Source organism: Micromonospora sp. WMMD975, from assembly GCF_029581215.1.
Lineage (GTDB): Bacteria > Actinomycetota > Actinomycetes > Mycobacteriales > Micromonosporaceae > Micromonospora.
The window spans coordinates 1839409-1862384 of record NZ_CP120739.1; the positions used below are offsets into that span (position 1 = coordinate 1839409).

Consider the following 22976-nt stretch of genomic DNA (forward strand, 5'->3'; position numbering starts at 1 on the left):
CACCGACCCGATCCACCCAGGTTAGGTGGCGACCGGCGGCCTAGCGGTTGCGCTCCACGACGTACTCGGTCAGGTCGAGCAGGAAGCGACCGTCCTCGGTGTCGGCCGCGGCGCCCAGTGCCCGCTGCCCCTCGCGCCGGGCGGCCTCGGCGAGTTCCCGGGCGCTGCGCCGCGCGGACTCCACGCAGTCGTACGCGAGGAGCCGCCGGTGCAGCCAACCCACGTCGGTCGCGGAGCGTCGCGCCCGGGTCCGGCCCAGGAAGTCGATGACCCGTTCGCGTTCGTCGGCGGTGCACCGCCGCATGAAGTCGATGAGGATGAGCGTCCGCTTGCCCTCCCACAGGTCGCCGGCGATCTCCTTGCCGTACCGCGCGTAGTCGCCGGTCAGGTTGAGCGCGTCGTCCTGGATCTGGAACGCGGCGCCCAGATACCACCCGTAGCGGTCGAGGACGTCCACCGCGTTCTCCCGGCCGGTGGCCACGATGATCCCGCTGCGGCACGGATAGATGCAGGTGTACCAGGACGTCTTCTTCAGGCACATCCGGTAGTAGTCGTCGGCGTCCAGGTCGCACACGTTGTCGCGGATCCAACCGATCTCGATCGCCTGCCCCTCCAGCGAGTGGCGCAGCATCAGTTCGGTCTCGGTGAACAGCCGCCAGGCGATCCCGGAGCCGAGCGCCGCCCGGTTCGCGGCGAGTCGCTGCAACGCCAGCAGGTTCGTCATGTTGCCGACGTTCAGCGCCACGCCGACCCCGTACTCGGCGTGCAGGGTCTGCCCGCCGCGCCGCTGCTCGCTCTCGTCCTGGATGTCGTCGTGGATGAGGAAGGCGTTGTGGAACAGCTCCACGGTCACCGCGGCGTTGAGGCCCACCGCCTCCCCGCCGCCGAACGCCCGGCAGGTGGCCAGGCACAACGCGGCGCGCAGCCCCTTGCCCCACCGCCGGGGATATTCCGCGACCAGGCCGTACAGGTAGCGCGGCCCGCCCGCGGGCACGTCGTCGAGCAGCGCGCCGAGGGCGAGGCCGCGATAGCGCTCCAGCATGCGTTCCACGTGCCCGCCGGCCACTCCGGCGGTCGGCGTCATCGCGCCGCTACCGGTCCGTCCGGGCCGGGCCGTGCGGGGTCGGCGACGTCAGCCGGTCCGCGAGCCCGTTGGCCACGTCGGGCGCCAGCCGGGCCAGATTGAGTACGGTGTCCAGCGCGTCGTGCGCGTCCGAGGTGTACCGACGGATCACCTCACCGCGCTGTTCGTCCGCCATCTTCAACTGCCCGACCACGGTGTCGATCAGGGCGTGCCCGTCGGTGCGCACACGTGCGACCAGTTCGTCGAACGCCTCCGGGTCCACCCGGCGGCTCTCGGTCAACTTCTCCTGGAGCCGGCGCGCGCCGGCCAGCCCCGCCGAGAGTTCCTCCTCCAGCACGGTGGCCGCGTGGGTCACCGTCTCGGAGGTCTCCTCGGCCACCTTCTCGAAGCGCTCGTCGGTGCGCTCACGCTCGCCGTCTGTCATGGGCGAATTGTCATCGGACCGCCGCCGACCAGCCAGGCAAGTGTCGAGATGGTGACTCAGCGTGGCATTCGCCAGCGTCTGGGGTCGGTGGGCCAAACGGGTGGTGCGTCCACGCCGGGTCGGCGACCATGGTCGGCATGGCGAGGGGGCGGGCATGAGGCTGCCGCTCCAGGGTGGGCTGCCGCCGGTCCAGACGCCGTCCGGGGCCGTCGTGGAGATCGCCTGTGACGAGTCGGGTTTCTCCGGCACCAACCTGCTCGATCCCGCCACGCCGGTGATCAGCCACGCCAGCGTCGACCTGGGCGTCGACGAGGCGGCCGGGATCGTCGCGACGCTGCGTTCCGGCTTCCGGTTCGCGCCGCACGAGTTCAAGTCCCGGCAGCTCCTGCGCCGACCCGAGGCGGCCGAGGCGTTGCAGTGGTTCCTGGCGGCGTTGCGCGGGCGCGCCCACGTGCACCTGGTCGACAAACAGTTCTTCCTGGTCACCCGCGTCGTGGACCTGCTGCTGGCCGAGCCGTCCTACCTGGCCGGCACCCGGCTGGCCGCGGCGCACCGTACGGATGCCGTCGCGCTGCACCGGGTCGGGCGCGCGGCCGGCCCGGACTGGGACGCCTTCCTCGCGGCCCTCGTCGAGATGCTGCGGACCAAGCGGCGGGACCGGGCCGGCGACGGGAGCGTCGACCGGTTCTTCACGGCCCGGGACGCGCTGCTGCGGCACGCGCCGGACGACGCCGTCCTGTGCGCGCTCGACCGGGGTCGGGTGGCCGCCGTCCAGGCCCGGCTGTACGCCGAGGACCGGTCGATCCCGCCGCCGCTGGAGCCGATGCTCCCGGCGCTGGCCGAGACGGTCCTGTTCTGGAGCGCCGGGCGGCGGCGGGTGCTGGTGGTCCACGACGAGCAGAGCGCGCTCACGGCCGACCGGCTGCGCCGCCTCCAGCGGGCCCTGGCCGAGCGCGCCGGGCTGCCAACGGGGGAGTCGCCGTTGGCCGGGCTGGTGATGACGGACTCCCGGGACGACCCGCGGGTGCAGGTCGCCGACCTGCTCGCCGGGATAGCCCGACGGATGCCGGACGCCATCGACGACGGCCCGCTGCAACCGCTGCTGTCTCCGGTTTCCCCGCACACCGGCTGAACTTGCCTTGATCGACTCCATCTCGCCGAAGTGGCGGGGTTCGACGTGCCGGGATACCGCTACCTCGGAGAAGTGGAGTCGATCAAGCGGAACACCGTTCCGGCCGACGCGGGGCACGGGGCCGAGGGAGCGTGGAGGGCCGCTGGGTACGCGTACTCAGCGCGAATGCCGTCTCGTGGCTCAGGTGTCGACGGGGCGGTGTCGGCAGGATCCTTGGCATGGCCGAGACACTGCACCGACCCGCCGTCCTGCGTACCGTCGACATGCCGTTGCCGGGGGAGGCGACCGCCGGCCGCGCGGTGGCCACGTTGGTCCGGCTGGTCGGCCGGCACCCGGCCGGGTGGCGTTGGCTGGCCCGGCGGCACCACCCGCTCCTGGACCGGCTGGCCGCGGCGAACGCGCGGGCGGCCTGTGTGCGGGCGGCCCGGCGGGTGCCGGCCTACCGCGAGTTCCTGCGGGCCCGCCCGGCGGGCGTCCGCCGCCGGCTGCGGGACTTCCCGGAGACCGACAAGCTCGGGTACGTGGTGGGCCACGACGCCGCCGCGCGGTGCTGGGACGGGCGGCTGCCGGAGCGGGGTGTGGTGGTGGACGAGTCGGCCGGCTCGTCGGGGCGGCCGTTCAACTGGCCGCGCGGCGAGCGGGAGCTGCGCGCGGTGCACCGGGACATCGCCGGCTACACCGGGCTGGTCTTCCCGATGCGTCGGCCGTTCGTCATCAACGCGTACTCGATGGGCGCGTGGGCGACCGGCACCACGACCGGCGCGGCGATGGCCCGGATCGCGGTGGTGAAGAACACCGGCCCGGACCTCGGCAAGATCGTCGACACGTTGCGGGAGTTCGGCCCGGAGCACGACTACCTGGTGACCGCGTACCCGCCGTTCCTCAAGCACCTGCGGGACCGGCTGGACGCCGAGGACTTCCCCTGGTCGCGCTACCGGATCTTCGGCAGTTGCGGCGGGGAGGGGATGACCGAGGCGCTGCGCGACTACCTGGAGCAGCGGTTCGTCCGGGTGCGTTCGGCGTACGGGGCGTCGGACCTGACCATCGGCATCGGCGCGGAGACCCGGTTCACGGTGTGGCTGCGGCGTCGGCTGCGCACCGACCCGGCGTTGCGGGCGGAACTGCTCGGCGCCGACGAGCAGCGGCTGCCGATGGTGTTCCAGTACAACCCGTTCGCGTCCTACCTGGAGACGAACGAGCGGCGGGAGCTGGTCTGCACGGCGGGCGGCCGGGACGTGCTCCAGCCCCGGCTGCGGTACAACGTCGGCGACGAGGCGCTGCTGGTGCCGTACCGGCGGATCGCCGAACTGGCCGTGGCCGACCCGGTGCGCGCGGCCGAGTTCCGGGCCGCGACGGCGCAGGAGCGGATGACGCTGCCGGTGCTGCTGCTGTTCGGCCGGCGCGACTCCACGGTGTCCTACCTGGGCGCGAACCTCTACCCGCAGGACGTCGAGTACGGCCTCTACACCGGCAACCCGCACGCCGCCGCGATCAGCCGGTTCTGCCTGGCGCTGGTGGAGGACGCGGCGCTGGAGACCCGGCCGGTGATCCACGTCGAGCTGCGCGGTGACCTGGCCGCCGCGGATCGCGCCGCGCTCGCGGCGGCCTGCCGCGACGGGGTACGCCGGCACCTCGCCTCGGTCTCCCGCGACTTCGCCCAGTCGCTGACGGAGGATCCGACCGCCGGTGACCTGCGGGTGGAGTTGCACGACCCGGGCACCGGCCCGTTCGCCGGCCCGCAGAAGATCAAGAACGCCTACCTGGTGAGGTGACCATGCGTACCCGAGATTTCTCCCGCGCCCCGGCGCAGGCCCGCGCCGGCGCGATGTTCATCGGCGGCACCCGGTACGCCAGCCCGCTGGTGCTGCTGCGGCTGGCCCCGGACTGGTTCCGGATGGTCCGGGACATGCGCCGGATGTCCGGCTACCGCTGGCACACCGTCTACTGGCAGTTCCCGCTGACGTTGGGCACGATCGCGTTCTTCGCCGACCGGGACGCGATGCTGCGCTTCGCGCGGACCCGGCACCACCGCAAGCTGATGGCGTGGCTGACCGACGGCAACCGCAACGCCACCGCCGGGTTCATCCGGCTCTACACCGCCGACCCGGACGGCTACTCCAACGGCGCGTGGCGGGCCGAGGACGGCGCGATGGGCCACATCGAGGAGTTCACCCCGCTGGGCGCGGAGACGACCGGGCCGGCGGTACGCCGGTGAGCGGCCACCGGTTCGAGCGGGTCACCGACCGGCGCGGCCTGCGGGAGTTCCTCGCGCTCACCGACCGGCTGTACGCGGGGGAGCGCCGGTACGTGCCGACGCCCCGGCAGCAGATCCGCCGCTGGTGGCGCGACGGCGTGCCGCTGTTCGTGCTGCGCGACGCCGCCGGCGCGGTGGTCGGGCGGACCACGCTGCACACCGACGCGGACCTCGACGCCAAGCTGGGCCGCCGCTGCCAGTTGTTCGGGCTGACCGAGTTCACCGCGCCGGCCGCCCGGCCGCTGTTCGACGCGATCGACGCGCACGCCGCCGCCGACCGGGACCTGCTGTTCGGACCGGTGGCGCTGCTGCCCAACCAGGCCGGCGGCGTGATCACCTCCGGGTTCGACGATCGGGGCTTCGTCGACAGCGCCTGGAACCCGCCGCGTTACCCGGCCGCCTACGAGGCGTACGGCTTCACCCGCCGGTTCGTCGCGGACACCTGGATCTGCCCGGTGCCGGCGCCGGGGGAGCCCGCGCCCGCGCTCGGGCCGCAGCCGGACGGCGCGCGGCTGGAGCTGCACCGGGGGAACGTGCGACGGCTCGACGAGCAGCTCGACCTGCTGCGCGGGATGCTCAACGACTCCTTCGCCCAGCTCGGCTACTACACGCCGATCTCGGCGGCCCAGTTGCGCCGGCAGACCGACGGGCTGGCGTACCTGCTCGACGAGTCCCTGCTGCTCTACCTGACCCGGGACGGGCGGCCGGTGGCGTTCGTGCTCTGCGTGCCGGACCTCAGCGATTTTCTGGTCCGGGTGCGCGGCGACCTGAGCCCGGTCAACCAGCTTCGGCTGCTTGCCACCCGCCGGCGCTACCGCCGGGAGGCGGTGCTGATCGTCAAGGGCGTGGTGCCGGAGTGCCAGGGGCGCGGCTACCAGCGACTGCTCTCCACGCACCTGCACCGCAACCTGCACGACGGCGGCTACACGACGCTGCGCAGCACGTACGTCGAGCGGGACAACCCGGCGTCGGCGGCCCAGTACCGGCGGCTCGGCGGCCGGCCGCTGCACGGCTACACCTTCTACGCCCGGGAGCGCTGACATGGACCTCGCCGCGTTCCGCGCGTTGGAGCCGCTGTGCTGGCGGGCCCCGAGCGCGCACAACACCCAACCGTGGCGGCTGCGCTACGAACGCTGGGCGATCACGGTCGGCTGGGATCCCGCCGACGCGCTGCCGGCCGGCGACCCGACCGGTCGGGATCTGCGGCTGTCGCTCGGCGCGTTCGTGGAGACCTGCCTGATCGTTGCCGCCGACGCCGGGCTGCGGCTGGACTTCGTGGCCGACCACGACGAGTCCGCGCATCGGGTGGGCCGGCTGCGTCCGGCGCGGCAGCCGTACCGGACGCCGTTCCGCACCGCTGACGTGTGCGCGCGGCGTACCCACCGGGGCCGGTTCGCCGACGGCCCGGACGCCGCCGTGCTCGCCGCCGCCGACGACGCCGCCCGGTGGGCCGGCGGCGCGGTCCGGGTGGTGCCGGCGGCGGCCGGGCGTCTCGGCGCGTTGCTGCGCGCCGCCGACCGGCAGGTGTACGCGGACCCGGCGGTCGTGGCCGAGTTGCGCCGTTGGCTGCGGCTGGACCGGGCCCGACCGGACTACCGGGCCGACGGGCTCAGCGACCGCTGCCTGGGGCTGTCCCGGCCGGCCGCCGCCGGGTTGCGGACGGCGCTCGCCGCGTATTCGGTGCTGCGTCCGTTCGGGTTGCCGCGCCTGCTGGCCGCCGGCGACGACCCGCTCGCGCGCGGCGGCACGGTGCTGGCGCTTGTCGCGCCGCCCGACCTGGACGCGGCCGGGCAGGTGGAGTTCGGACGGGTGCTGATGCGGGTCTGGCTGACGCTGCACGCGGCCGGCCTGGCGGCGCATCCGCTGAGCCAACTCGTCGACGTGGCCGCCACCCGCGACGCGCTGGGCGCGCTGCTGGACGTGGCGCCGGAGCGGATCGTGCACGTGACCCGGGTGGGCCGGCCGGTGGCCGCGGCGGCCCGCTCGGCCCGCCGGGTCGACCGGGTCGGCGGGCGGCCCGGTTCGAAGTTTAGCGATAACATTCCGGACTCTCGATGTCGGGAACGCGCGCTCCACGGCTGACGGGTGCTCGCCAGGAACTTTCGCGAAACCTGATCGTCACATCTTGACGTGGCCAGATCCATCCATGAGAGTCCATATAGGCGAATGCGGCAGGCGAACGGGAGCCCGGGTGCCGGCAGGCGTCACGGCATGTGGTGCGCGGGTGCATGGGCAGCGCCTGTTAACGCTAACAGAAGGGTTCCGCAACGTGCCCATCAGTCGAAGAGCACTCATCAAGGCCGCCGCCGCGTCCGGCGCGCTCACCGCCGCGTCGGTGGCCGGTCTGCCCGGCGTCGCCTGGGCGGCGAACACCGCGTACGCGATGGCGTACTTCACCGAGACGCCCAACGGTCAGGGCGCGGACTACGGCCTGCACCTGGCGGTGAGCCGGGACGGCCTCAACTGGACGCCGCTGAACCAGAACAACCCGGTGGTCACCCCGACCCAGGGGCAGCTCGGCCTGCGGGACCCGTTCGTGCTCCGCAAGCGGGACGGCACGTTCGTTGTCCTGGCCACCGACCTCAAGGGCACCGACTTCGGCCAGCACAGCCAGTACCTGCACGTGTGGGACTCGACGAACCTGACGAACCTCACCGGTTACCGCCGGATCCGCATGCACACGCTGCCCGACTCGCACACCTGGGCGCCGACCGCGTTCTGGGACGCCAACCGCGGCCAGTACGGCATCGTCTACTCCTGCAACAGCGGCGGCGACGTGCTGATGGTCAACTACACCAGTGACTTCGTCAGCGTCGGCCCGCAGCAGGTGTTCTTCAGCCCCGGCTTCGGCGTGCTCGACGGCGACATCGTCGTCGACGGCGGCACCACCTACCTCTACTACAAGAACCTGTCCACCGGCCTGCTCCACGGCGCCCGCTCCTCGACCGGCGCGCCGAACAGCTTCACCACCTACACCAGCGGGCTGCGGCAGGGCAACGGGATCGAGGCGCCGCTGCTGGTGCGGAACAACGACGGCAGCGGCTGGCGGCTGTGGGGCGACTCGTACAGCCCGGTCAACAACGACTACTACATGTGGTCCACCCCGGCCATCGGCGGCAACTCGTGGACCCCGCTCAACCAGCGTGACTACACCCCGCCGCTGAACGCCAAGCACGGCTCCGTCGTCGGGATCAGCGACGCCGAGTACAACGGCCTGGTCTCCCGGTGGGGCACCCCGAACTGGGTACGGCTCAAGTCGTCGAACCTCCCGGACTACGTCGTCCGGCACCGCGACTACGTCGGCCGCATCGACCCGTACCCGTTCGATCCCTACCAGGACCAGATGTGGCGGATGGTGGCCGGACTGGCCGACTCCGCCGGGGTCTCGTTCGAGGCGGTGAACCGGCCGGGCATGTTCCTGCGGCACTACAGCTACGCGCTCCGCCTCGACACGAACGACGGGACGTCGACCTTCCGCGCCGACGCCACCTTCCACCGGACGGCGGGCCTCGCGGACGGCGCGTGGACGTCGTTCCGCTCCCACAACTTCCCGGACCGCTACCTGCGGCACGCCAACTATCTCCTGCGGATCGACCCGCTCAGCTCCGGTTCGAGCCTGAGCGACAGGCAGGACGCCACCTTCCGCATCACGCCGTGAGGAGTCAGCCGATGTCGAAGACGCCGTCCCTGACCTGCGCCCGCCTCTGATTCGCCCGGCTTGGAGAGCATCATGTCCGACATGACCCGAAGGAACATCCTCAAGGCCGGCGCGGCCGGGGCCGGCGCCGCCCTGGTGCCGGCCGCCTGGACCGCGACCGCCCGCGCCGGATCGGCCGCGCCACCGCAGGTGCTGGCCGCGAACGACCTGGCGCTGTGGTACGACGAAGGAGCCGGCACCGACTGGCTCCGCGCGCTGCCGATCGGCAACGGACGGCTCGGCGCGATGGTGTTCGGCAACGTCGACACCGAACGGCTCCAGCTCAACGAGGACACCGTCTGGGCCGGCGGCCCGTACGACTCGGCGAACACCCGGGGCGCGGCCAACCTCGCCGAGATCCGGCGGCGGGTCTTCGCCGACCAGTGGACCTCGGCGCAGGACCTGATCAACCAGACCATGATGGGCAACCCGGGGGGCCAGCTCGCCTACCAGACGGTGGGCAACCTCCGGCTCGCCTTCGGCTCCGCCAGCGGGGCGAGCCAGTACAACCGGACCCTCGACCTGACCACCGCCACGGTCACCACCACCTACGTGCTCAACGGGGTACGCCACCAGCGGGAGGTGTTCGCCAGCGCCCCCGACCAGGTGATCGTGGTCCGGCTGACCGCGGACCGGGCCAACTCGATCACGTTCTCCGCCACCTTCGACAGCCCGCAACGCACCAGCGTGTCGAGCCCGGACGCGGCCACCATCGGGCTCGACGGCATCTCCGCCAGCCAGGAGGGGGTCACCGGCTCGGTGCGGTTCCTGGCCCTGGCGAACGCCGCCGCGACCGGCGGCACGGTCAGCAGCTCCGGCGGCACGCTGCGGGTGTCCGGGGCGACGAGCGTGACCATCCTGATCTCGATCGGCTCCAGCTACGTCAACTACCGGACGGTGAACGGGGACTACCAGGGCACCGCCCGCAACCGGCTCAACGCCGCCAAGAGCGTCGCGATCGACCAGCTGCGCAGCCGCCACGTCGCCGACTACCAGGCGCTGTTCAACCGGGTGAGCCTCGACCTGGGCCGGACGGCCGCGGCCGACCAGCCCACCGACGTCCGGATCGCGCAGCACGCGAACGTCAACGACCCGCAGTTCGCCGCGCTGCTGTTCCAGTTCGGGCGCTACCTGTTGATCTCCTCCTCGCGGCCGGGCACCCAGCCGGCGAACCTCCAGGGCATCTGGAACGACTCGCTGACCCCGTCCTGGGACTCGAAGTACACGATCAACGCCAACCTGCCGATGAATTACTGGCCGGCCGACACGACGAACCTCTCCGAGTGCTTCCTGCCGGTCTTCGACCTGGTCAAGGATCTGACGGTGACCGGCGCGCGGGTGGCCCAGGCGCAGTACGGCGCCGGCGGCTGGGTCGCCCACCACAACACCGACGCGTGGCGGGGCGCCTCGGTGGTCGACGGGGCGCTGTGGGGCATGTGGCAGACCGGTGGCGCCTGGCTGAGCACGCTCATCTGGGATCATTACCAGTTCACCGGCGACCTCGGCTTCCTCCAGACCAACTACCCGGCCCTGAAGGGCGCCGCCCAGTTCTTCCTCGACACCCTGGTCGTCCACCCGACGCTCAACTACCTGGTGACTAACCCGTCGAACTCGCCGGAGCTGCCGCACCACTCGAACGCCAGCGTCTGCGCGGGGCCCACCATGGACAACCAGATCCTGCGCGACCTGTTCGACGCCGCCGCCCGGGCCAGCGAGGTGCTCGGCGTCGACACCACCTTCCGTTCCCAGGTGCGCACCGCCCGGGACCGGCTGCCCCCGAGCAAGGTCGGCTCCCGCGGCAATGTGCAGGAGTGGCTCGCCGACTGGGTGGAGACCGAACGGACCCACCGGCACGTCTCCCACCTGTACGGCCTGCACCCCAGCAACCAGATCACCAAGCGGGGCACGCCGGCGCTCCACGAGGCCGCCCGTAAGACCCTGGAGCTGCGCGGCGACGACGGCACCGGCTGGTCCCTCGCGTGGAAGATCAACTTTTGGGCCCGGCTGGAGGACGGCGCCCGTGCCCACAAGCTCTTCCGTGACCTGGTACGCACCGACCGACTCGCGCCGAACATGTTCGACCTGCACCCGCCGTTCCAGATCGACGGCAACTTCGGCGCCACCTCCGGCATCGCCGAGATGCTGCTGCACAGCCACACCGGCGAGCTGAACGTGTTGCCGGCGCTGCCGAGCGCGTGGTCCACCGGGCAGGTCGCGGGCCTGCGGGGGCGCGGCGGCTACACCGTCGCAATCTCCTGGAGCAACGGCCAGGTCGACGAGATCGGCATCCGCGCCGACCGGGACGGCACGCTGCGGGTGCGGTCCCGGCTGTTCGCCGGCGGCTTCACCATCGCCGACCCCAGCGACGGCAGCACGCCGGCCACCACCCGACCGGAGACGGACGTGGTCCAGTTCAGCGTCCGCGCCGGTCACACCTACCGGGCGGCCCGTCCCGGTGTGACGCCGTCGCCGACCCTGACCGCCTCACCCACCCCCACCACGACACCGACCAGCACCTCGCCGACCCCGACGCCGACCACCAGCTCGCCCGCGCCGTCCGGCGCACGGGCGACGTACGCGGTGACGGGCTCGTGGTCGGGCGGCTTCCAGGGCGAGGTCACGGTGACCGCCGGCGCGACCGCGATCCGCGGCTGGACGGTGTCCTGGACGTTCCCCAACGGGCAGGTCATCAACCAGATCTGGAGCGGCACGCACACCCAGAACGGCGCGAACGTGACGGTGCGCAACGCCGACTACAACGGCGCGCTGGCGGCCGGCGCCTCCACCACCTTCGGCTTCATCGGTTCGGTGAACGGCACCAACAACCCGCCGACGAACCTCACCTGCACCACCACCTGAGCAGGGTGGGACGCGCCCCGGCCTGGTGGGGTGCGTCCCACCCGATCCCTTCCGCGCGCCGTGACCGGCGGGACCACGCCGCGACCGGTTCCTGGGTGGACGCCGGTCAGGCCAGGAGCGTCTCGCGCAGCCGCGCGCCCAGGTTGATCCGGCCGACCACCCGGGGACCGGCCGGGTCGTAGACGTCGATGCGGTGGTTGCGGCGCATCAACTCGCGCACCGCCGGCGGCAGCCGGGGCGGGTCGTCCATGGCCGCGAGCACCTGCGCGGCGGTGACGGTCAACCGCTCCACCAGGGTGGCGCCGTCGGTGTCCACCCGCACCCGGCCGAACTCCCAGCCGGCGGTGGTGAGGTCGAGCACCTCGAACAGGCGTGCCACGAACGGCTGCGGATCGGTCACCCGGTCGAGGCGTTTCGCCCGGTCACCGATCACCGAGACGGCGGCGGTCACCTGCGCGTACGGGTGCAGGCCGCTGGGCAGCGCGCCGAGCGGCCAGCGCAGCGCCGGGCCGGCCTCCTTCCACAGGGGCCGGTAGTTGCGGCGGTGCACCAGCAGCCGTCGGCCGGTGCGCCGGAACACCTCCTGGGCCTGGGACTGGAGGTCGGCGTGGGCCTCGTCGGCGGCCTCGCAGACGATCCCGGCGGCCACCACCAGGCCGTCGTCGTCGGAGAGCAGGTGGCTGATCGCGTCGACCTGCTCGGGGAACCGGATCCGGGCGTGCGCGCCGTAGGAACGCTGGACGTCCCGCAGGAGCGCCTGCTGGCGCCCCGGGTCCAGGTCGACTCCGCCTTCGCCACCCAGCAACCGCCGGAGCCAACCCATCGTGCCTCGCTTCCGTCGGGCGTCTGCGGACCGGGCAATGCTAGTGCGTCGGCCGGTGCTCGTATGGTGACGGGGTGGCTGAGCGATCCCTGACCCTGATGGCGGTGCACGCGCACCCCGACGACGAAGCGACGAGCACCGGCGGCGTCCTCGCCCGCTATGCGGCGGAGGGCGTCACGACCGTGCTCGTGACGTGCACCGACGGCCGGTGCGGCGACGGTCCCGGCGGTGTCAAGCCGGGCGAGGACGGGCACGACCCGCAGTCCGTGGTGGAGATGCGCCGGGCGGAGCTGGCGGCCAGTTGCGAGGCGTTGAAGGTGACCCATCTGGAGACCCTCGACTACGCCGACTCCGGGATGATGGGCTGGGCGACGAACGACGCTCCCGGCGCGTTCTGGAACACGCCGGTGACGGAGGCGGCCGACCGGTTGGCCGAGCTGATCCGGCGTTACCGCCCCGACGTGGTCGTCACCTACGATGAGAACGGCTTCTACGGCCACCCGGACCACATTCAGGCGCACCGCATCACGATGGCCGCGGTGGAGCGCACCGGCATCCCGGCGAAGGTCTACTGGACCACGGTGCCACGCAGCGCGTTCCAGGAGTTCGGCAAGGTCATGCAGGAGATCGGGGTGGAGTTCCCCGAGCCGGACGCGACCGACGAGATGCCGGCGCTGGGCCTGCCCGACGAGGAGATCACCACCTGGGTGGACACCCGTGGTCACGGCGGGCAGAAGTTCGCCTCCCTCGCCGCGCACGCCAGCCAGGCGGAGAACATCTTCTTCCTGCGGCTGGGGCAGGAGCGGTTCACCGAGCTGATGGGGTTGGAGACGTTCGTCCGGGTCCACGACACCACGGGCGCGCCGACGCCCGAGGACGACCTGTTCGCCGGGCTGCGCTGAGGTCACGGCCGGTCAACCCGCGATGGTCTGGGCGGCCAGGTGGTCCAGCACGGCACGCACGTCCCCGCCGGTGCCGGCCATGATCCGCCGTTGCCGGGTGGCCCCGGTGCCGTCGCGGCGCAGCCGGTCCGCCTCGCGCCGGACCAGGTCCAGGTCCCCGTGCCGCCGTAACGCGGGCACGAGGGCGGCCAGCAGGTCGTCGACGAGGTCCCAGGCCGGCCGGGGCCGGCCGGTGCGCAGGTCCACGAGGTCGCCGTCGACGCCGTCGTGGGCGGCCCGCCAGTGCGCGGCGGCGACCAGGCAGTCGCGGATCCGGGGGGCGGGGCGCCCGGCGCGCACCTCGTCGACCGCGGTGGCGACCAGGGCCCGGACCAGCCCGGCGACGAGCACGGTGTCGTCGACGGTGGGGCAGACGTCGCCGACCCGCACCTCCACGGTGGGGTAGGACGCCGACGGCCGGGCATACCAGTAGACCATCGCGGCGTCGAGCATGATCCCGGTGGCGATCAGGTCCCGCACGGTGGCGTCGTAGTCGGCGGCGGAGTCGAAGTGCGGCGTGGGGCCGATGCTCGGCCAGCGTTCCAACTGCATCGAACGCCAGCTCGCGTGCCCGGTGTCGCGCCCGTCGTGCAGCGGCGAGTTCGTGGTGAGCGCCTGCACCACCGGCAGCCACGGGCGCAGGTGGTTGCAGACCTGCACGGCGAGCTCCCGGTCGGGCACGCCGACGTGGACGTGGCAGCCGCAGACCGCCGGGTCGTGCGCCACCGGGCCGAACCGGCGGGACATGTCGTGGTAGCGCGGTTCGTCGGGCACGGTGCGGTGCGCCTCGCGGACCGGGGTGGCGCCGACCGCCACCAGGCGCGCCCCGACGGCGTCGGCCGCGCGGGCGGCGGCACGGCGCAACGCGACGAGGTGCTCGCGCAGCGCCGCCAGGTCGGGGCTGACCGGCGTCACCATTTCCACCATGCTGTGCCGGAACTCCTGCCGGCTCTGCTCGCGGGCGGTCCCGGAGAGCGCCTCGCGGACCCGGTCGGCGACCGGCATGCTCTCGCCGGTCGTCGGGTCCAGGAGCAGGAACTCCTCCTCGACCCCGAGGGTGAGGGCGGCGGTGGCCGCCGGGTCGCCCGCGGGTCGCGGCCGCACCGACGTCCGAGGTCCGTCGTGGTGAGGCTGCGTCATGTCTCGACGGTACGAGGCCGGCGGCCCTCCGGATGCCGTTTCCACCGACCACCGCCCCCGCGCACGGTCGGCACGCGGGGGCGGTGACGAGCGGGGTACGACGTCAGCAGTCGTAGTACATGGCGAACTCGTGCGGGGTCGGGCGCAGGCGTACCGGGTCGACCTCGTTGGCGGTCTTCCAGTCGATCCAGGTGGAGATCAGGTCGTCGGTGAACACGCCGCCGTCGAGCAGGTAGTCGTGGTCCCGGGCGAGCGCCTCCAGCGCGTGCGGGAGGGAACCGGGGACCTGCTTGACGTCGCCCCACTCCTCCGGGGGCAGGTCGTAGAGGTCCTTGTCGATCGGGGCCGGGGGCTCGATCTTGCTCTTGATGCCGTCGAGGCCGGCCATCATCATCGCGGAGAAGGCGAGGTAGACGTTGGCCGACGGGTCCGGGACGCGGAACTCGACGCGCTTGGCCTTGGGGTTGCTGCCGGTGACCGGGATGCGGGTGCAGGCGGAGCGGTTGCGCTGGGAGTAGACCAGGTTGACCGGCGCCTCGTACCCGGGGACGAGCCGGCGGTAGGAGTTGATCGTGGGGTTGGTGAAGGCCAGCAGCGAGGGCGCGTGGTGCAGCAGGCCGCCGATGTACCAGCGGGCGGTGTCGGACAGGCCGGCGTAGCCGGTCTCGTCGTAGAACAGCGGCTGACCGCCCCGCCAAAGGCTCTGGTGGGTGTGCATGCCGGAGCCGTTGTCACCGAAGAGCGGCTTGGGCATGAACGTGGCCGTCTTGCCGTTCGCCCACGCCTCGTTCTTGATCAGATATTTGAAGAGCTGGAGCTCGTCGGCGGCGTGCAGCAGCGTGGAGAACCTGTAGTTGATCTCGGATTGGCCGCCGGTGCCCACCTCGTGGTGCGAGCGCTCGACCGTGAAACCGGCGTCCACCAGACGGCGGACCATGCTGTCGCGCAGGTCGGCGTAGTGGTCCACCGGCGGGACCGGGAAGTAGCCGCCCTTGTAGCCGGTCTTGTAGCCCCGGTTGCCACCGTCCTCGACCCGGCCGGTGTTCCAGGCGCCCTCGATCGAGTCGATGTAGTAGAACGACTGGTGCGCCGACGTCTCGTGGCGGATCGAGTCGAAGATGTAGAACTCCGCCTCCGCCCCGAAGTAGGCGGTGTCCGCGATGCCGCTGGCGGCGAGGTACGCCTCGGCCTTCTTCGCCACGTTGCGGGGGTCGCGCGAGTACGCCTCGCGGGTGAACGGGTCGTGGACGAAGAAGTTCAGCGCGACGGTCTTCTGCGCCCGGAACGGGTCCACGAACGCGGTCGTCACGTCGGGCAGCAGGAGCATGTCCGACTCGTGGATCGACTGGAAGCCGCGGATCGACGAGCCGTCGAACGCGAGGCCGTCGGTGAAGACGCTGTCGTCGAAGGACTCGACCGGCAGGTTGAAGTGCTGCATCACGCCGGGCAGGTCACAGAAACGTACGTCGACGAACTTCACGTCCTCGTTGCTGAGGTATCGCAGGAGTTCCTCGGGATTGGCGAACACACGTCCTCCTGGCAGGCGTTGTTGATCATGGCCACGTCCCGTGGCCGGACCGCCCGGGGACATGGCCCGCACGATCACCGTACGACGGCGTACCCGTCCCGGCTCGCCAACCGCCCATCAAGGGTTTCCTTGGTCACATGCCGGGTAGTCGCCGACATGTGCGGGATCAGCGGTGAGGCCCGCTTCGACGGGGCCACCCCCGACAGCGGCGCGGTGGCCCGGATGACCACGGCCATGCGCTCGCGCGGCCCGGACGGCGAGGGCCGGTGGAGCGACGACTGGGTGATGCTCGGGCACCGCCGGCTGACCGTCATCGACCTGTCCGAGACCGGTGCCCAGCCCATGGTCCGCGACGACCTCGGCCTCGCCCTGGTCTTCAACGGTTGCGTCTACAACTATCCGGAGCTGCGCGACGAGCTGCGGGCGGCCGGGCACACGTTCCGATCGACGAGTGACACCGAGGTCGTCCTGGTCGCGTACGCCCAATGGGGTGAACGGTTCGTCGACCACCTGGTCGGGATGTTCGCCGTCGCGCTCGTGGACCGACGGCGACGCCGGCTCGTGCTGGCCCGCGACCGGCTCGGCGTCAAGCCGCTCTACCTCGCCGGGTCACCCGGCCGGCTGCGGTTCGCCTCCACCCTGCCGGCGCTGCTGGCCGCCGGCGACGTGGACACCGGCATCGACCCGGTCGCGCTGCACCACTACCTGTCCTGGCACTCGATCGTGCCGGCCCCGCGCACCATCCTGCGCGGGGTACGCAAGCTGCCCCCGGCCACCGTCCGGGTGGTGGAGGCCGACGGCCGCGCCCGCGAGCACGTCTACTGGCGGCCCGACTACCGGCGCGACCCGGCCCACGACGGGATGGACGCCCGCGACTGGCGGGCCGCGATCGGGGGCGCGCTGCGCACCGCGGTACGGCGGAGGCTGGTCGCCGACGTGCCGGTCGGGGTGCTGCTCTCCGGCGGCCTCGACTCCAGCATGATCGTGGCGTTGCTCGACGGCGCCGGGCAGCACCACCTCCAGACGTTCAGCATCGGCTTCGACAGCCGGGGCGACGAGGCCGGCGACGAGTTCCACTACTCCGACCTGGTCGCCCGCGCCTTCGACACCGACCACCACCGCATCCGCCTCGCCGACGGCGACCTCGGCCCCGCCGTCCGGGCCACCGTGACGGCGATGACCGAACCGATGGGCAGCCACGACGTGGTGGCGTTCCACCTGCTCTCCGAACAGGTGGCCCGGCACGTGAAGGTGGCCCAGTCCGGCCAGGGCGCCGACGAGGTCTTCGCCGGCTACGGCTACCACCACCGACTCGCCGAGGCGGCCCGGCCGGACGCCGCCGCCGAGTTCACCGCCGCGTTCTTCGACCGCGACCACGCCGGGCTGAACCGGGTGGTCGACCCGGCGTACGCCTGCGACGCCGACGTCAGCGGCGAGCTGGTCGCCGCGGAGCTGGCCGCGCCCGGCGCGCAGACCGCGGTGGACGCGGTGCTGCGCCTGGACACCCACCTGATGCTCCCCGACGACCCGGTCAAGCGGGTCGACAGCATGAGCATGGCCTGGGGGCTGGAGGTGCGGACGCCCTTCCTCGACCAGGACCTGGTGACGCTCGCCGCCGCCTGCCCACCGGAGCACAAGCTGGCCCAGGGCGGCAAGGGGGTGCTCAAGGAGGTGGCCCGCGAGGTGCTGCCAGCCGAGGTCATCGACCGGCCCAAGGGTTACTTCCCGGTGCCGGCGCTGCGCAACGTCGACGGTCCCGTGCGAGAGTTGGTGGTCGAGGCCCTCGGCGCGCCCGAGGCACGGCGGCGCGGCCTGTTCCGCCGGGCGTACGTCGACGAGCTGCTCGCCGAGCCGGACCGGGCGCGGGCCGCCGCCGGCAGCAACAAACTGTGGCAGCTGGGCCTGCTGGAGCTGTGGTTGCAGACCCACGGCCTCTGATCGGTGGGAGGAGCGCGGTGAGGTTCGTCATCGAGAGCGAGACCGACGGCCGGGTCGGGTTCACCGTGCTCGGCGGCGACGGCCAGGTGCTCGCCACCGGCCGGCCCTGCCCGGACAAGGGGTCGGCGCTGGCCGCCATCGGGGAGTTGATGCACGGGCTCGGTGACGCCTGCATCGAGGACCGCACCGAGGCCACGGCCCCACCGCCGGCCGCGCCCAGTGAGATCGGCGGCGGCGACATGTCGGCCATCGGCCGCTCCGGCATCCCACCGGTCTGAGCGCGGCCCGGCCCCGGCTCACTGCTCGTCGTCGACGACCTCGGTCCGGTCGTCGACGGTGGCGGTGACGTCGAGGTGCTCGTCCGGCTGCGGGGCCTCCGCCAGCGTGTGGTGCGGGTCGCCGTCGGGGGAGAACAGCACGCGGTCGGTCTTGCCGGTCTTCTCCTGCTCCTCTTCCGGCTCCGTCACGGCGTCCCCCTCCGGTCCCGGCCGCCTCCCTGCCCGGCTGCCCTCCTGCCCACGGTATGTGCCACCCGGAGGCAGGGTGCGCGTTTCCGTCTTCCGGCCGGTCACCGGCTCCCGGCGTAGGGGCGGCGGGTGAGCGTCGCGTGGGCCATCGTGGTCAGCGTGACGATGTCGAACACCGGCACGCCGAGCCGCGCCTGGATCCGGTGGGCGAACGGCACCAGGTCGGTGCATTCGATCACCAGCGCGCCCAGGTCGGGGTGGGCGCGGGCGAGCCCGTCCACCCGGCCGTCCACCTCGGCGGCCAGCCGGTCGACGTCGAGCGCGTCGCGCCGCCCCTGAAGCATCACCTCGCGGAACTCCGGCTGCCCGGCCATCCCGGTGACCGCGACCGGCACGTCCGCAGCGCCGACCGCGGCCAGGTGCCGGGGGGTCAGCGCCGCCTCGTCGGCGACCAGCAGCCCCACGGTGCGCCCGACCATCAGGTGCACCATCGGCACCTGCACCAGGCTCGACGACCACAGCGGCACGTCCACCGCGGCGGCGAGTTCGGCCTGGAACAGCACCAGGAAGCCGCACGCGCCGGTGATGCCGGCCACCCCGGCGGCCTGAAGGTCGCGGGCCGCGGCGACGAACGGCTCCAGCAGCGTCGGGTCGGCCTCGCGCACCAGCCGCTGCGGGGTGGCGCCCTCGACCACCCGGTAACGCACCGGGAAGTCGAACGTCGCCGGGTTGCGGATGTGCCCGGGGATCTTGTCGAAGCTGGTGTCGAGGCAGAGCACCCCGATCTCCGGCCGGTCACTCACGAGATCCCCTTCCGGAAGCGGTCCAGGGCGAACGTCTCCAGGGGCACGGCCGGCTCGGCACCGGTCACGAGTTGGGCGAGCAGTTCCCCGCCGGCCGGGGCCAGGCCCATCCCGATGTGCCCGTGCCCGGTCGCCACGCTGACGTTTCCCCAACCGCCGGCCCGGCCGATCAGCGGCAGGCTGTCCGGGGTGCACGGGCGCAGTCCGCTCCACACGTCGAGCCGCCGGTCGGTCTCCAGCGCCGGCAGGTAGCGCCGGGCGGTGTGCAGGATCCCGTCCACCCGGCGCGGCGACACCGAGGCGTCCAGCCCGGACAGTTCCAGCGTGCCGCCGACGCGGACCCGGTCACCGAGCGGCATCACCGCGACCTTGCCCTCGCTGAGCAGCACCGGCCGGGTGGGCGTGCCCGGCCCGGCCGGCACGGTGACCGTGTAGCCCTTCGCCGGTTGCAGGGTCAGCCCGACGCCGAGCATCCGGGCGCACGCCGCCGACCACACCCCGGCGGCGATCACCACCTCGGTCGGGCGCAGGTCGCCCCGGCCGGTCCGGACCGCACGCACCCGCCGGCCGGTCACCTCGAAGTCGCGTACCTCGGCGCCGGTGAGGATCTCCACGCCGCGCGCCCGCAGCTCCTCGGCGAGGCCGACCAGGAACGCGGGGATGCGCAGCGCGGCGCCCTCCTCGTTGAACAGCGCGCCGGCCACGGCGAAGTCGACGCCCGGTTCCAACTCGGCCAGCTCCGCGGCGTCCAGCTCACGCAGCGGCACCCCACGCGCGGTCGCCGCCGGGATCGTCCGGCGCGCCTGCGCGTACCCCTGCTCGGTGTGGCAGGCCAGGATCATGCCGCGGGCGGTGAGCGTGCCGGTCAGCTCGCCCTCGGCGCAGATCTGGCGCAGCAGCGCCAGGCTGCGTTGCTTGAGCGCGAGCAGCGTCTCGAAGCCGGCGCGGGCGTGCCGTTCGGTGCAGTGCCGGCGGAAGTGCCACAACCAGGTCAGCAGCGCGCCGTCGAGGCGGGGCTTGACCGAGAACGGGCTCTCCGGGCTGAACAGCCAGCGGACGCCCTTCGTCGGCACCCCGGGCTCGGCCAGCGGCGCCGAGCCCTGGGTGCCGACGAAGCCGGTGTTCCCGGCCGAGCAGGCCGACGGGTCGCCGACCTCACCCCGGTCCACCACGGTCACGGTGAGGCCGGCGCGGCGCAGGAACCAGGCGCAGCACAGCCCGACCACGCCGGCGCCGATGACCAGCACGTCGGGGTCGCTGCGGGCCGGTGTCGTCATCGTCGCCGCCGGTCAGAGCGTGACGACGAAGAAGCAGGTGGGCAGGTTGACCACGACCCGCTCCCAGATCTCGGCGCGCAACGCCACTCCCGGTTCGGCGAACGTGCCCGGCGGTGGCTCGGCGAACCCGATCGTGGAGCGGCCGGCGTCGAACAGCAGCGCGCCGTGGCCGAAGTCGCCGACGATCGCGGTGCCCGGGTCGACCAGGCGGGTACGCACGATGAAGACGCCGTTCTCCTCCACGTCGCGCATCAGCGTGCCGTTGCCGAGCAGCCGGTAGTAGTCGGCCGGGTTGATGATCAGCCCGTCCGCGGTGCTGCCCATCTGCTCCACCTCGTTGCAGGCGGACAGGATGGTCGAGCCGAACGGCCCCGGTTCGGTGAGCCGGCCCAGGTCCGGCATGGCCAGCAGCCCGCCCTCGCCGCGCAGGATGGTGTGGTTCTCGGCGGTGGCCAGCCGCACCACCAGCCGGTAGTCGATGAACTGGGCGAAGCTGACCGGGTCCTCCCACAGCGTGTCCGGCACCTGCACCCACGCGGTGGTGGTGAGCAGCGGCGGGATGGGGGAGCGGTGGAAGTGGTTGGCGGCCTCCCGGCGCAGGTCCGCGCCGTCGACCGCCGGGTCGTCCGGCCGGGGTGGGCTCTCGTGCCAGTAGAAGTCCTGCGGATCCCGGGACAGGTCCACCACCTTCAGCACGTTCCGGGACGGGTAGCGCGGCTTGCGCCGGGAGCTGGTCAGCGAGTCGGTGACGGTGACGTCGTAGTCGACGCTGGTGTCGAAGCCGTCCTTGGCGAACGCCTCGACGAACAGTCCGCCCGGCGACATCTGGGTCTTCCGCGCGGCGACCACCTCGGCGATGGTCCGCTTCACGGTCTCCATGGGTTGTGGCATCTGCTGTCCCTTCCTCAGGCCGGCTTGCGGGCGACGAACATGCCCCAGCCGAACTCGCCCCGGTCGATGGCCGCCTGGATCTCGTCGCAGGATTCGGCGAAGCCGAGGATCCAGGTCCGCGCCGCCTCGTCCGCCGTCGTCTCCGCACGCTCCCGGGCGGTGCGGCCCAGCACCCGGTACGTCTGCCGGATGTGCGCGTCGAGGCTGCGGGCCACCACGTCCACGAACCCGGCCTCGGTCAACGCCCGGCGGTAGCCGTCGAGCGAGTAGCCGCCGTTCCACCGCACCCGGTCGTAGACGTGCCGCCGGGCCGCCTCGCCGATCCGCTCGGTGGGCTGGAGGAAGTCGGAGACGGCAAGCACCCCGCCGGGGGCGAGCACCCGGAACATCTCGGCGTGGCTGCGTGGCTTCTCCGGCACCAGGAACAGCGCATCCTGGCTGACCACGTGCGTGAACGTGCCGTCGGCGTACGGCAGGGCGGTGGCCGAGCCGTGCCGGAACGACACGTCCAGCCCGGCGCCGCGCTCGGCGCGTCGCTGTTCGGCGAACCGGACCCGCTCGATGCTCAGGTCCACCCCCTCGCCCCGGCACCCGGTGCGTCCGGCCAGCCGCAGCAGGAAGTTGCCGCAGCCGCAGCCGACGTCGAGCACGTGCGACGACGCGTCGATGCCGGCGTCCTCGGCGAGGATGTCCGAGGTCCGGTCGGCCGCGGCGTGGTAGTCGGCGTCGGCGTCGGCGGCGAAGTAGCCGGTGTGCAGCACGCCCTCGCTGTCCCAGAAGCTGAGGTACGTCTGCGTGGTCTGGTCGAAGAACTCGGAGACGTCGCGCTCGGTGAACTGGCTGGTCGTGGACATCGGCACTCCCTCGTGCGGCGGTCGGGTCGACTCAGGCGTAGGTGTCCTTGCGGATGCCGGTCAGGTGCGGCAGGTCGGGGCCGGTGGCGGCGGCGCCGCCGTCGATCAGGTGCACGCCGGCGGTCACGTACGAGGCCCGCTCGCTCGCCAGGAACGCGGCTACCGCGGCCACCTCCTCGGGGCGGGCCAGCCGGCCGAGCGCGCTGTGGTGGCCCATCGCGGCCAGCCGGGCCTCCACGTCGCCGTCGTCGCCGGCCAGCCGGGCCGCCACGCGTTCCATCGGCGGGGTACGCACCCCGCCGGGCGCGAGCACGTTCACGGTGATCCCGTCGCGGCCCACGTCCACCGCGAGCCCCTGGGCGAAGCGGACAAGCGCGGCCCGGGTCACCCCGGACAGCGCCAGCGGGCCGATCGGCACGCAGGCGGTCTCGGAGGCGACGAGCAGCAGCCGGCCCCGCCCGGCGGCGCGCATGTGCGGCAGCGCGGCCAGCGACAGCGCGACCGCGGGCAGCAGCACCTGGTCGACGGCCGCCCGGTAGTCGTCGGTGGCGAAGGCGGTGGCGGTGCCGAACGGCGGGCTGCCGCCGCTGACCAGCAGCACGTCCACCCCGCCGAGGTCGGCGGCGACCCGGTGGACCCAGCGCGCGGCGGCGTCGGTGTCGGTGACGTCCACGCCGGTGGCGCTGACCCGCCCGGTGGTCACCGCGGCCAGCTCCCGCTCGGCCGCGGCGAGGCGCTGCGGGTCGCGCCCGCAGACCGCCACGTGCGCGCCCTCCGCGGCGAATTCCTTCGCGCAGGCCAGCCCGATGCCGCTGGTGCCGCCGGCGACAAGCGCCACCCGACCCGTGAGCCCCAGATCCACGT

General features: G+C 72.8%; 21 protein-coding genes. 10 read left to right on the top strand and 11 right to left on the bottom strand.

All coding sequences use genetic code 11. From position 1 onward, the window contains the following. Positions 1-40: 40 nt before the first annotated feature. Positions 41-1084, bottom strand: a complete 1044-nt coding sequence (locus O7613_RS07745) for a polyprenyl synthetase family protein (protein WP_282292988.1) — start codon at positions 1082-1084, stop codon at positions 41-43. Between the two features lie 7 nt (positions 1085-1091). Continuing rightward, positions 1092-1508, bottom strand: coding sequence for a hypothetical protein (locus O7613_RS07750; protein WP_282292990.1), 417 nt, complete (start codon positions 1506-1508; stop codon positions 1092-1094). A gap of 154 nt (positions 1509-1662) precedes the next feature. Here O7613_RS07750 and O7613_RS07755 point away from each other — a divergent pair, with 154 nt between their 5' ends. The 7 genes from O7613_RS07755 to O7613_RS07785 all read left to right on the top strand — a co-directional run bounded on the left by O7613_RS07755 (position 1663) and on the right by O7613_RS07785 (position 11450). Further along, positions 1663-2640 carry a hypothetical protein gene (locus tag O7613_RS07755; protein ID WP_282292991.1) on the top strand — a complete coding sequence of 326 codons (978 nt, stop codon included), beginning with the start codon at positions 1663-1665 and terminating at the stop codon, positions 2638-2640. A 218-nt stretch (positions 2641-2858) separates the two neighbouring features. After that, positions 2859-4412, top strand: a complete 1554-nt coding sequence (locus O7613_RS07760) for a phenylacetate--CoA ligase family protein (RefSeq protein ID WP_282292992.1) — start codon at positions 2859-2861, stop codon at positions 4410-4412. Positions 4413-4414: 2 nt separating this feature from the next. Beyond that, positions 4415-4855, top strand: a complete 441-nt coding sequence (locus O7613_RS07765; protein ID WP_281583435.1) for a DUF4188 domain-containing protein — start codon at positions 4415-4417, stop codon at positions 4853-4855. Further along, positions 4852-5934 (top strand): hypothetical protein, encoded by a 1083-nt coding sequence (locus tag O7613_RS07770; protein ID WP_282292993.1) that lies wholly within the window; start codon positions 4852-4854, stop codon positions 5932-5934. The genes O7613_RS07765 and O7613_RS07770 overlap by 4 nt, the downstream gene beginning before the upstream one ends. 1 nt (position 5935) lies before the next feature. Continuing rightward, on the top strand, positions 5936-6976 hold the full coding sequence (locus O7613_RS07775; RefSeq protein WP_282292994.1) for a nitroreductase: 1041 nt from the start codon (positions 5936-5938) through the stop codon (positions 6974-6976). Positions 6977-7163: 187 nt separating this feature from the next. Beyond that, positions 7164-8552 (top strand): glycoside hydrolase family 43 protein, encoded by a 1389-nt coding sequence (locus O7613_RS07780; RefSeq protein WP_281583432.1) that lies wholly within the window; start codon positions 7164-7166, stop codon positions 8550-8552. Between the two features lie 72 nt (positions 8553-8624). Then, positions 8625-11450: a glycoside hydrolase N-terminal domain-containing protein gene (locus tag O7613_RS07785; RefSeq protein ID WP_282292995.1), complete on the top strand. Its 2826-nt coding sequence runs from the start codon at positions 8625-8627 to the stop codon at positions 11448-11450. A gap of 106 nt (positions 11451-11556) precedes the next feature. Here O7613_RS07785 and O7613_RS07790 read toward each other — a convergent pair whose 3' ends face one another. Further along, positions 11557-12273, bottom strand: a complete 717-nt coding sequence (locus O7613_RS07790; RefSeq protein WP_281583430.1) for a hypothetical protein — start codon at positions 12271-12273, stop codon at positions 11557-11559. 74 nt (positions 12274-12347) lie between these two features. Between O7613_RS07790 and O7613_RS07795 the strand changes: the two genes are divergently transcribed. Beyond that, complete coding sequence (locus O7613_RS07795) at positions 12348-13175, top strand: PIG-L family deacetylase (RefSeq protein WP_281583429.1); 828 nt, start codon at positions 12348-12350, stop codon at positions 13173-13175. A gap of 12 nt (positions 13176-13187) precedes the next feature. Here O7613_RS07795 and O7613_RS07800 read toward each other — a convergent pair whose 3' ends face one another. Both O7613_RS07800 and glnA read right to left on the bottom strand, forming a co-directional pair. Further along, the gene (locus O7613_RS07800) at positions 13188-14354 is read right to left on the bottom strand and encodes a glutamate--cysteine ligase (protein ID WP_282292996.1); all 1167 of its coding nucleotides are present in this window, start codon (positions 14352-14354) and stop codon (positions 13188-13190) included. 103 nt (positions 14355-14457) lie between these two features. Further along, positions 14458-15882: a type I glutamate--ammonia ligase gene (gene glnA / locus O7613_RS07805; RefSeq protein ID WP_281583428.1), complete on the bottom strand. Its 1425-nt coding sequence runs from the start codon at positions 15880-15882 to the stop codon at positions 14458-14460. A gap of 156 nt (positions 15883-16038) precedes the next feature. Between glnA and O7613_RS07810 the strand changes: the two genes are divergently transcribed. Both O7613_RS07810 and O7613_RS07815 read left to right on the top strand, forming a co-directional pair. Further along, positions 16039-17820: an N-acetylglutaminylglutamine amidotransferase gene (locus tag O7613_RS07810; protein WP_282292997.1), complete on the top strand. Its 1782-nt coding sequence runs from the start codon at positions 16039-16041 to the stop codon at positions 17818-17820. A gap of 17 nt (positions 17821-17837) precedes the next feature. Next, entirely contained in the window at positions 17838-18098 is a 261-nt protein-coding gene (locus O7613_RS07815; protein WP_281583426.1) for a hypothetical protein, read from the top strand. Between the two features lie 18 nt (positions 18099-18116). On the opposite strand, the gene O7613_RS07820 is transcribed toward O7613_RS07815, so the two are convergent. The 6 genes from O7613_RS07820 to O7613_RS07845 form a co-directional block, all read right to left on the bottom strand. Then, positions 18117-18287, bottom strand: coding sequence for a hypothetical protein (locus O7613_RS07820; protein ID WP_281583425.1), 171 nt, complete (start codon positions 18285-18287; stop codon positions 18117-18119). 101 nt (positions 18288-18388) lie between these two features. After that, positions 18389-19090, bottom strand: coding sequence for an aspartate/glutamate racemase family protein (locus tag O7613_RS07825; protein ID WP_282292998.1), 702 nt, complete (start codon positions 19088-19090; stop codon positions 18389-18391). After that, entirely contained in the window at positions 19087-20367 is a 1281-nt protein-coding gene (locus tag O7613_RS07830; RefSeq protein WP_282292999.1) for an FAD-dependent oxidoreductase, read from the bottom strand. The genes O7613_RS07825 and O7613_RS07830 overlap by 4 nt, the downstream gene beginning before the upstream one ends. Before the next feature lie 12 nt (positions 20368-20379). Further along, positions 20380-21258: a family 3 encapsulin nanocompartment shell protein gene (locus O7613_RS07835; RefSeq protein ID WP_281583422.1), complete on the bottom strand. Its 879-nt coding sequence runs from the start codon at positions 21256-21258 to the stop codon at positions 20380-20382. Positions 21259-21272: 14 nt separating this feature from the next. After that, a complete protein-coding gene (locus tag O7613_RS07840) occupies positions 21273-22112 on the bottom strand; it encodes a class I SAM-dependent methyltransferase (protein ID WP_282293000.1) in 840 nt (279 codons plus the stop codon). A 31-nt stretch (positions 22113-22143) separates the two neighbouring features. Beyond that, on the bottom strand, positions 22144-22974 hold the full coding sequence (locus O7613_RS07845; protein ID WP_282293001.1) for an SDR family oxidoreductase: 831 nt from the start codon (positions 22972-22974) through the stop codon (positions 22144-22146). Between the last annotated feature and the right edge of the window lie 2 nt (positions 22975-22976).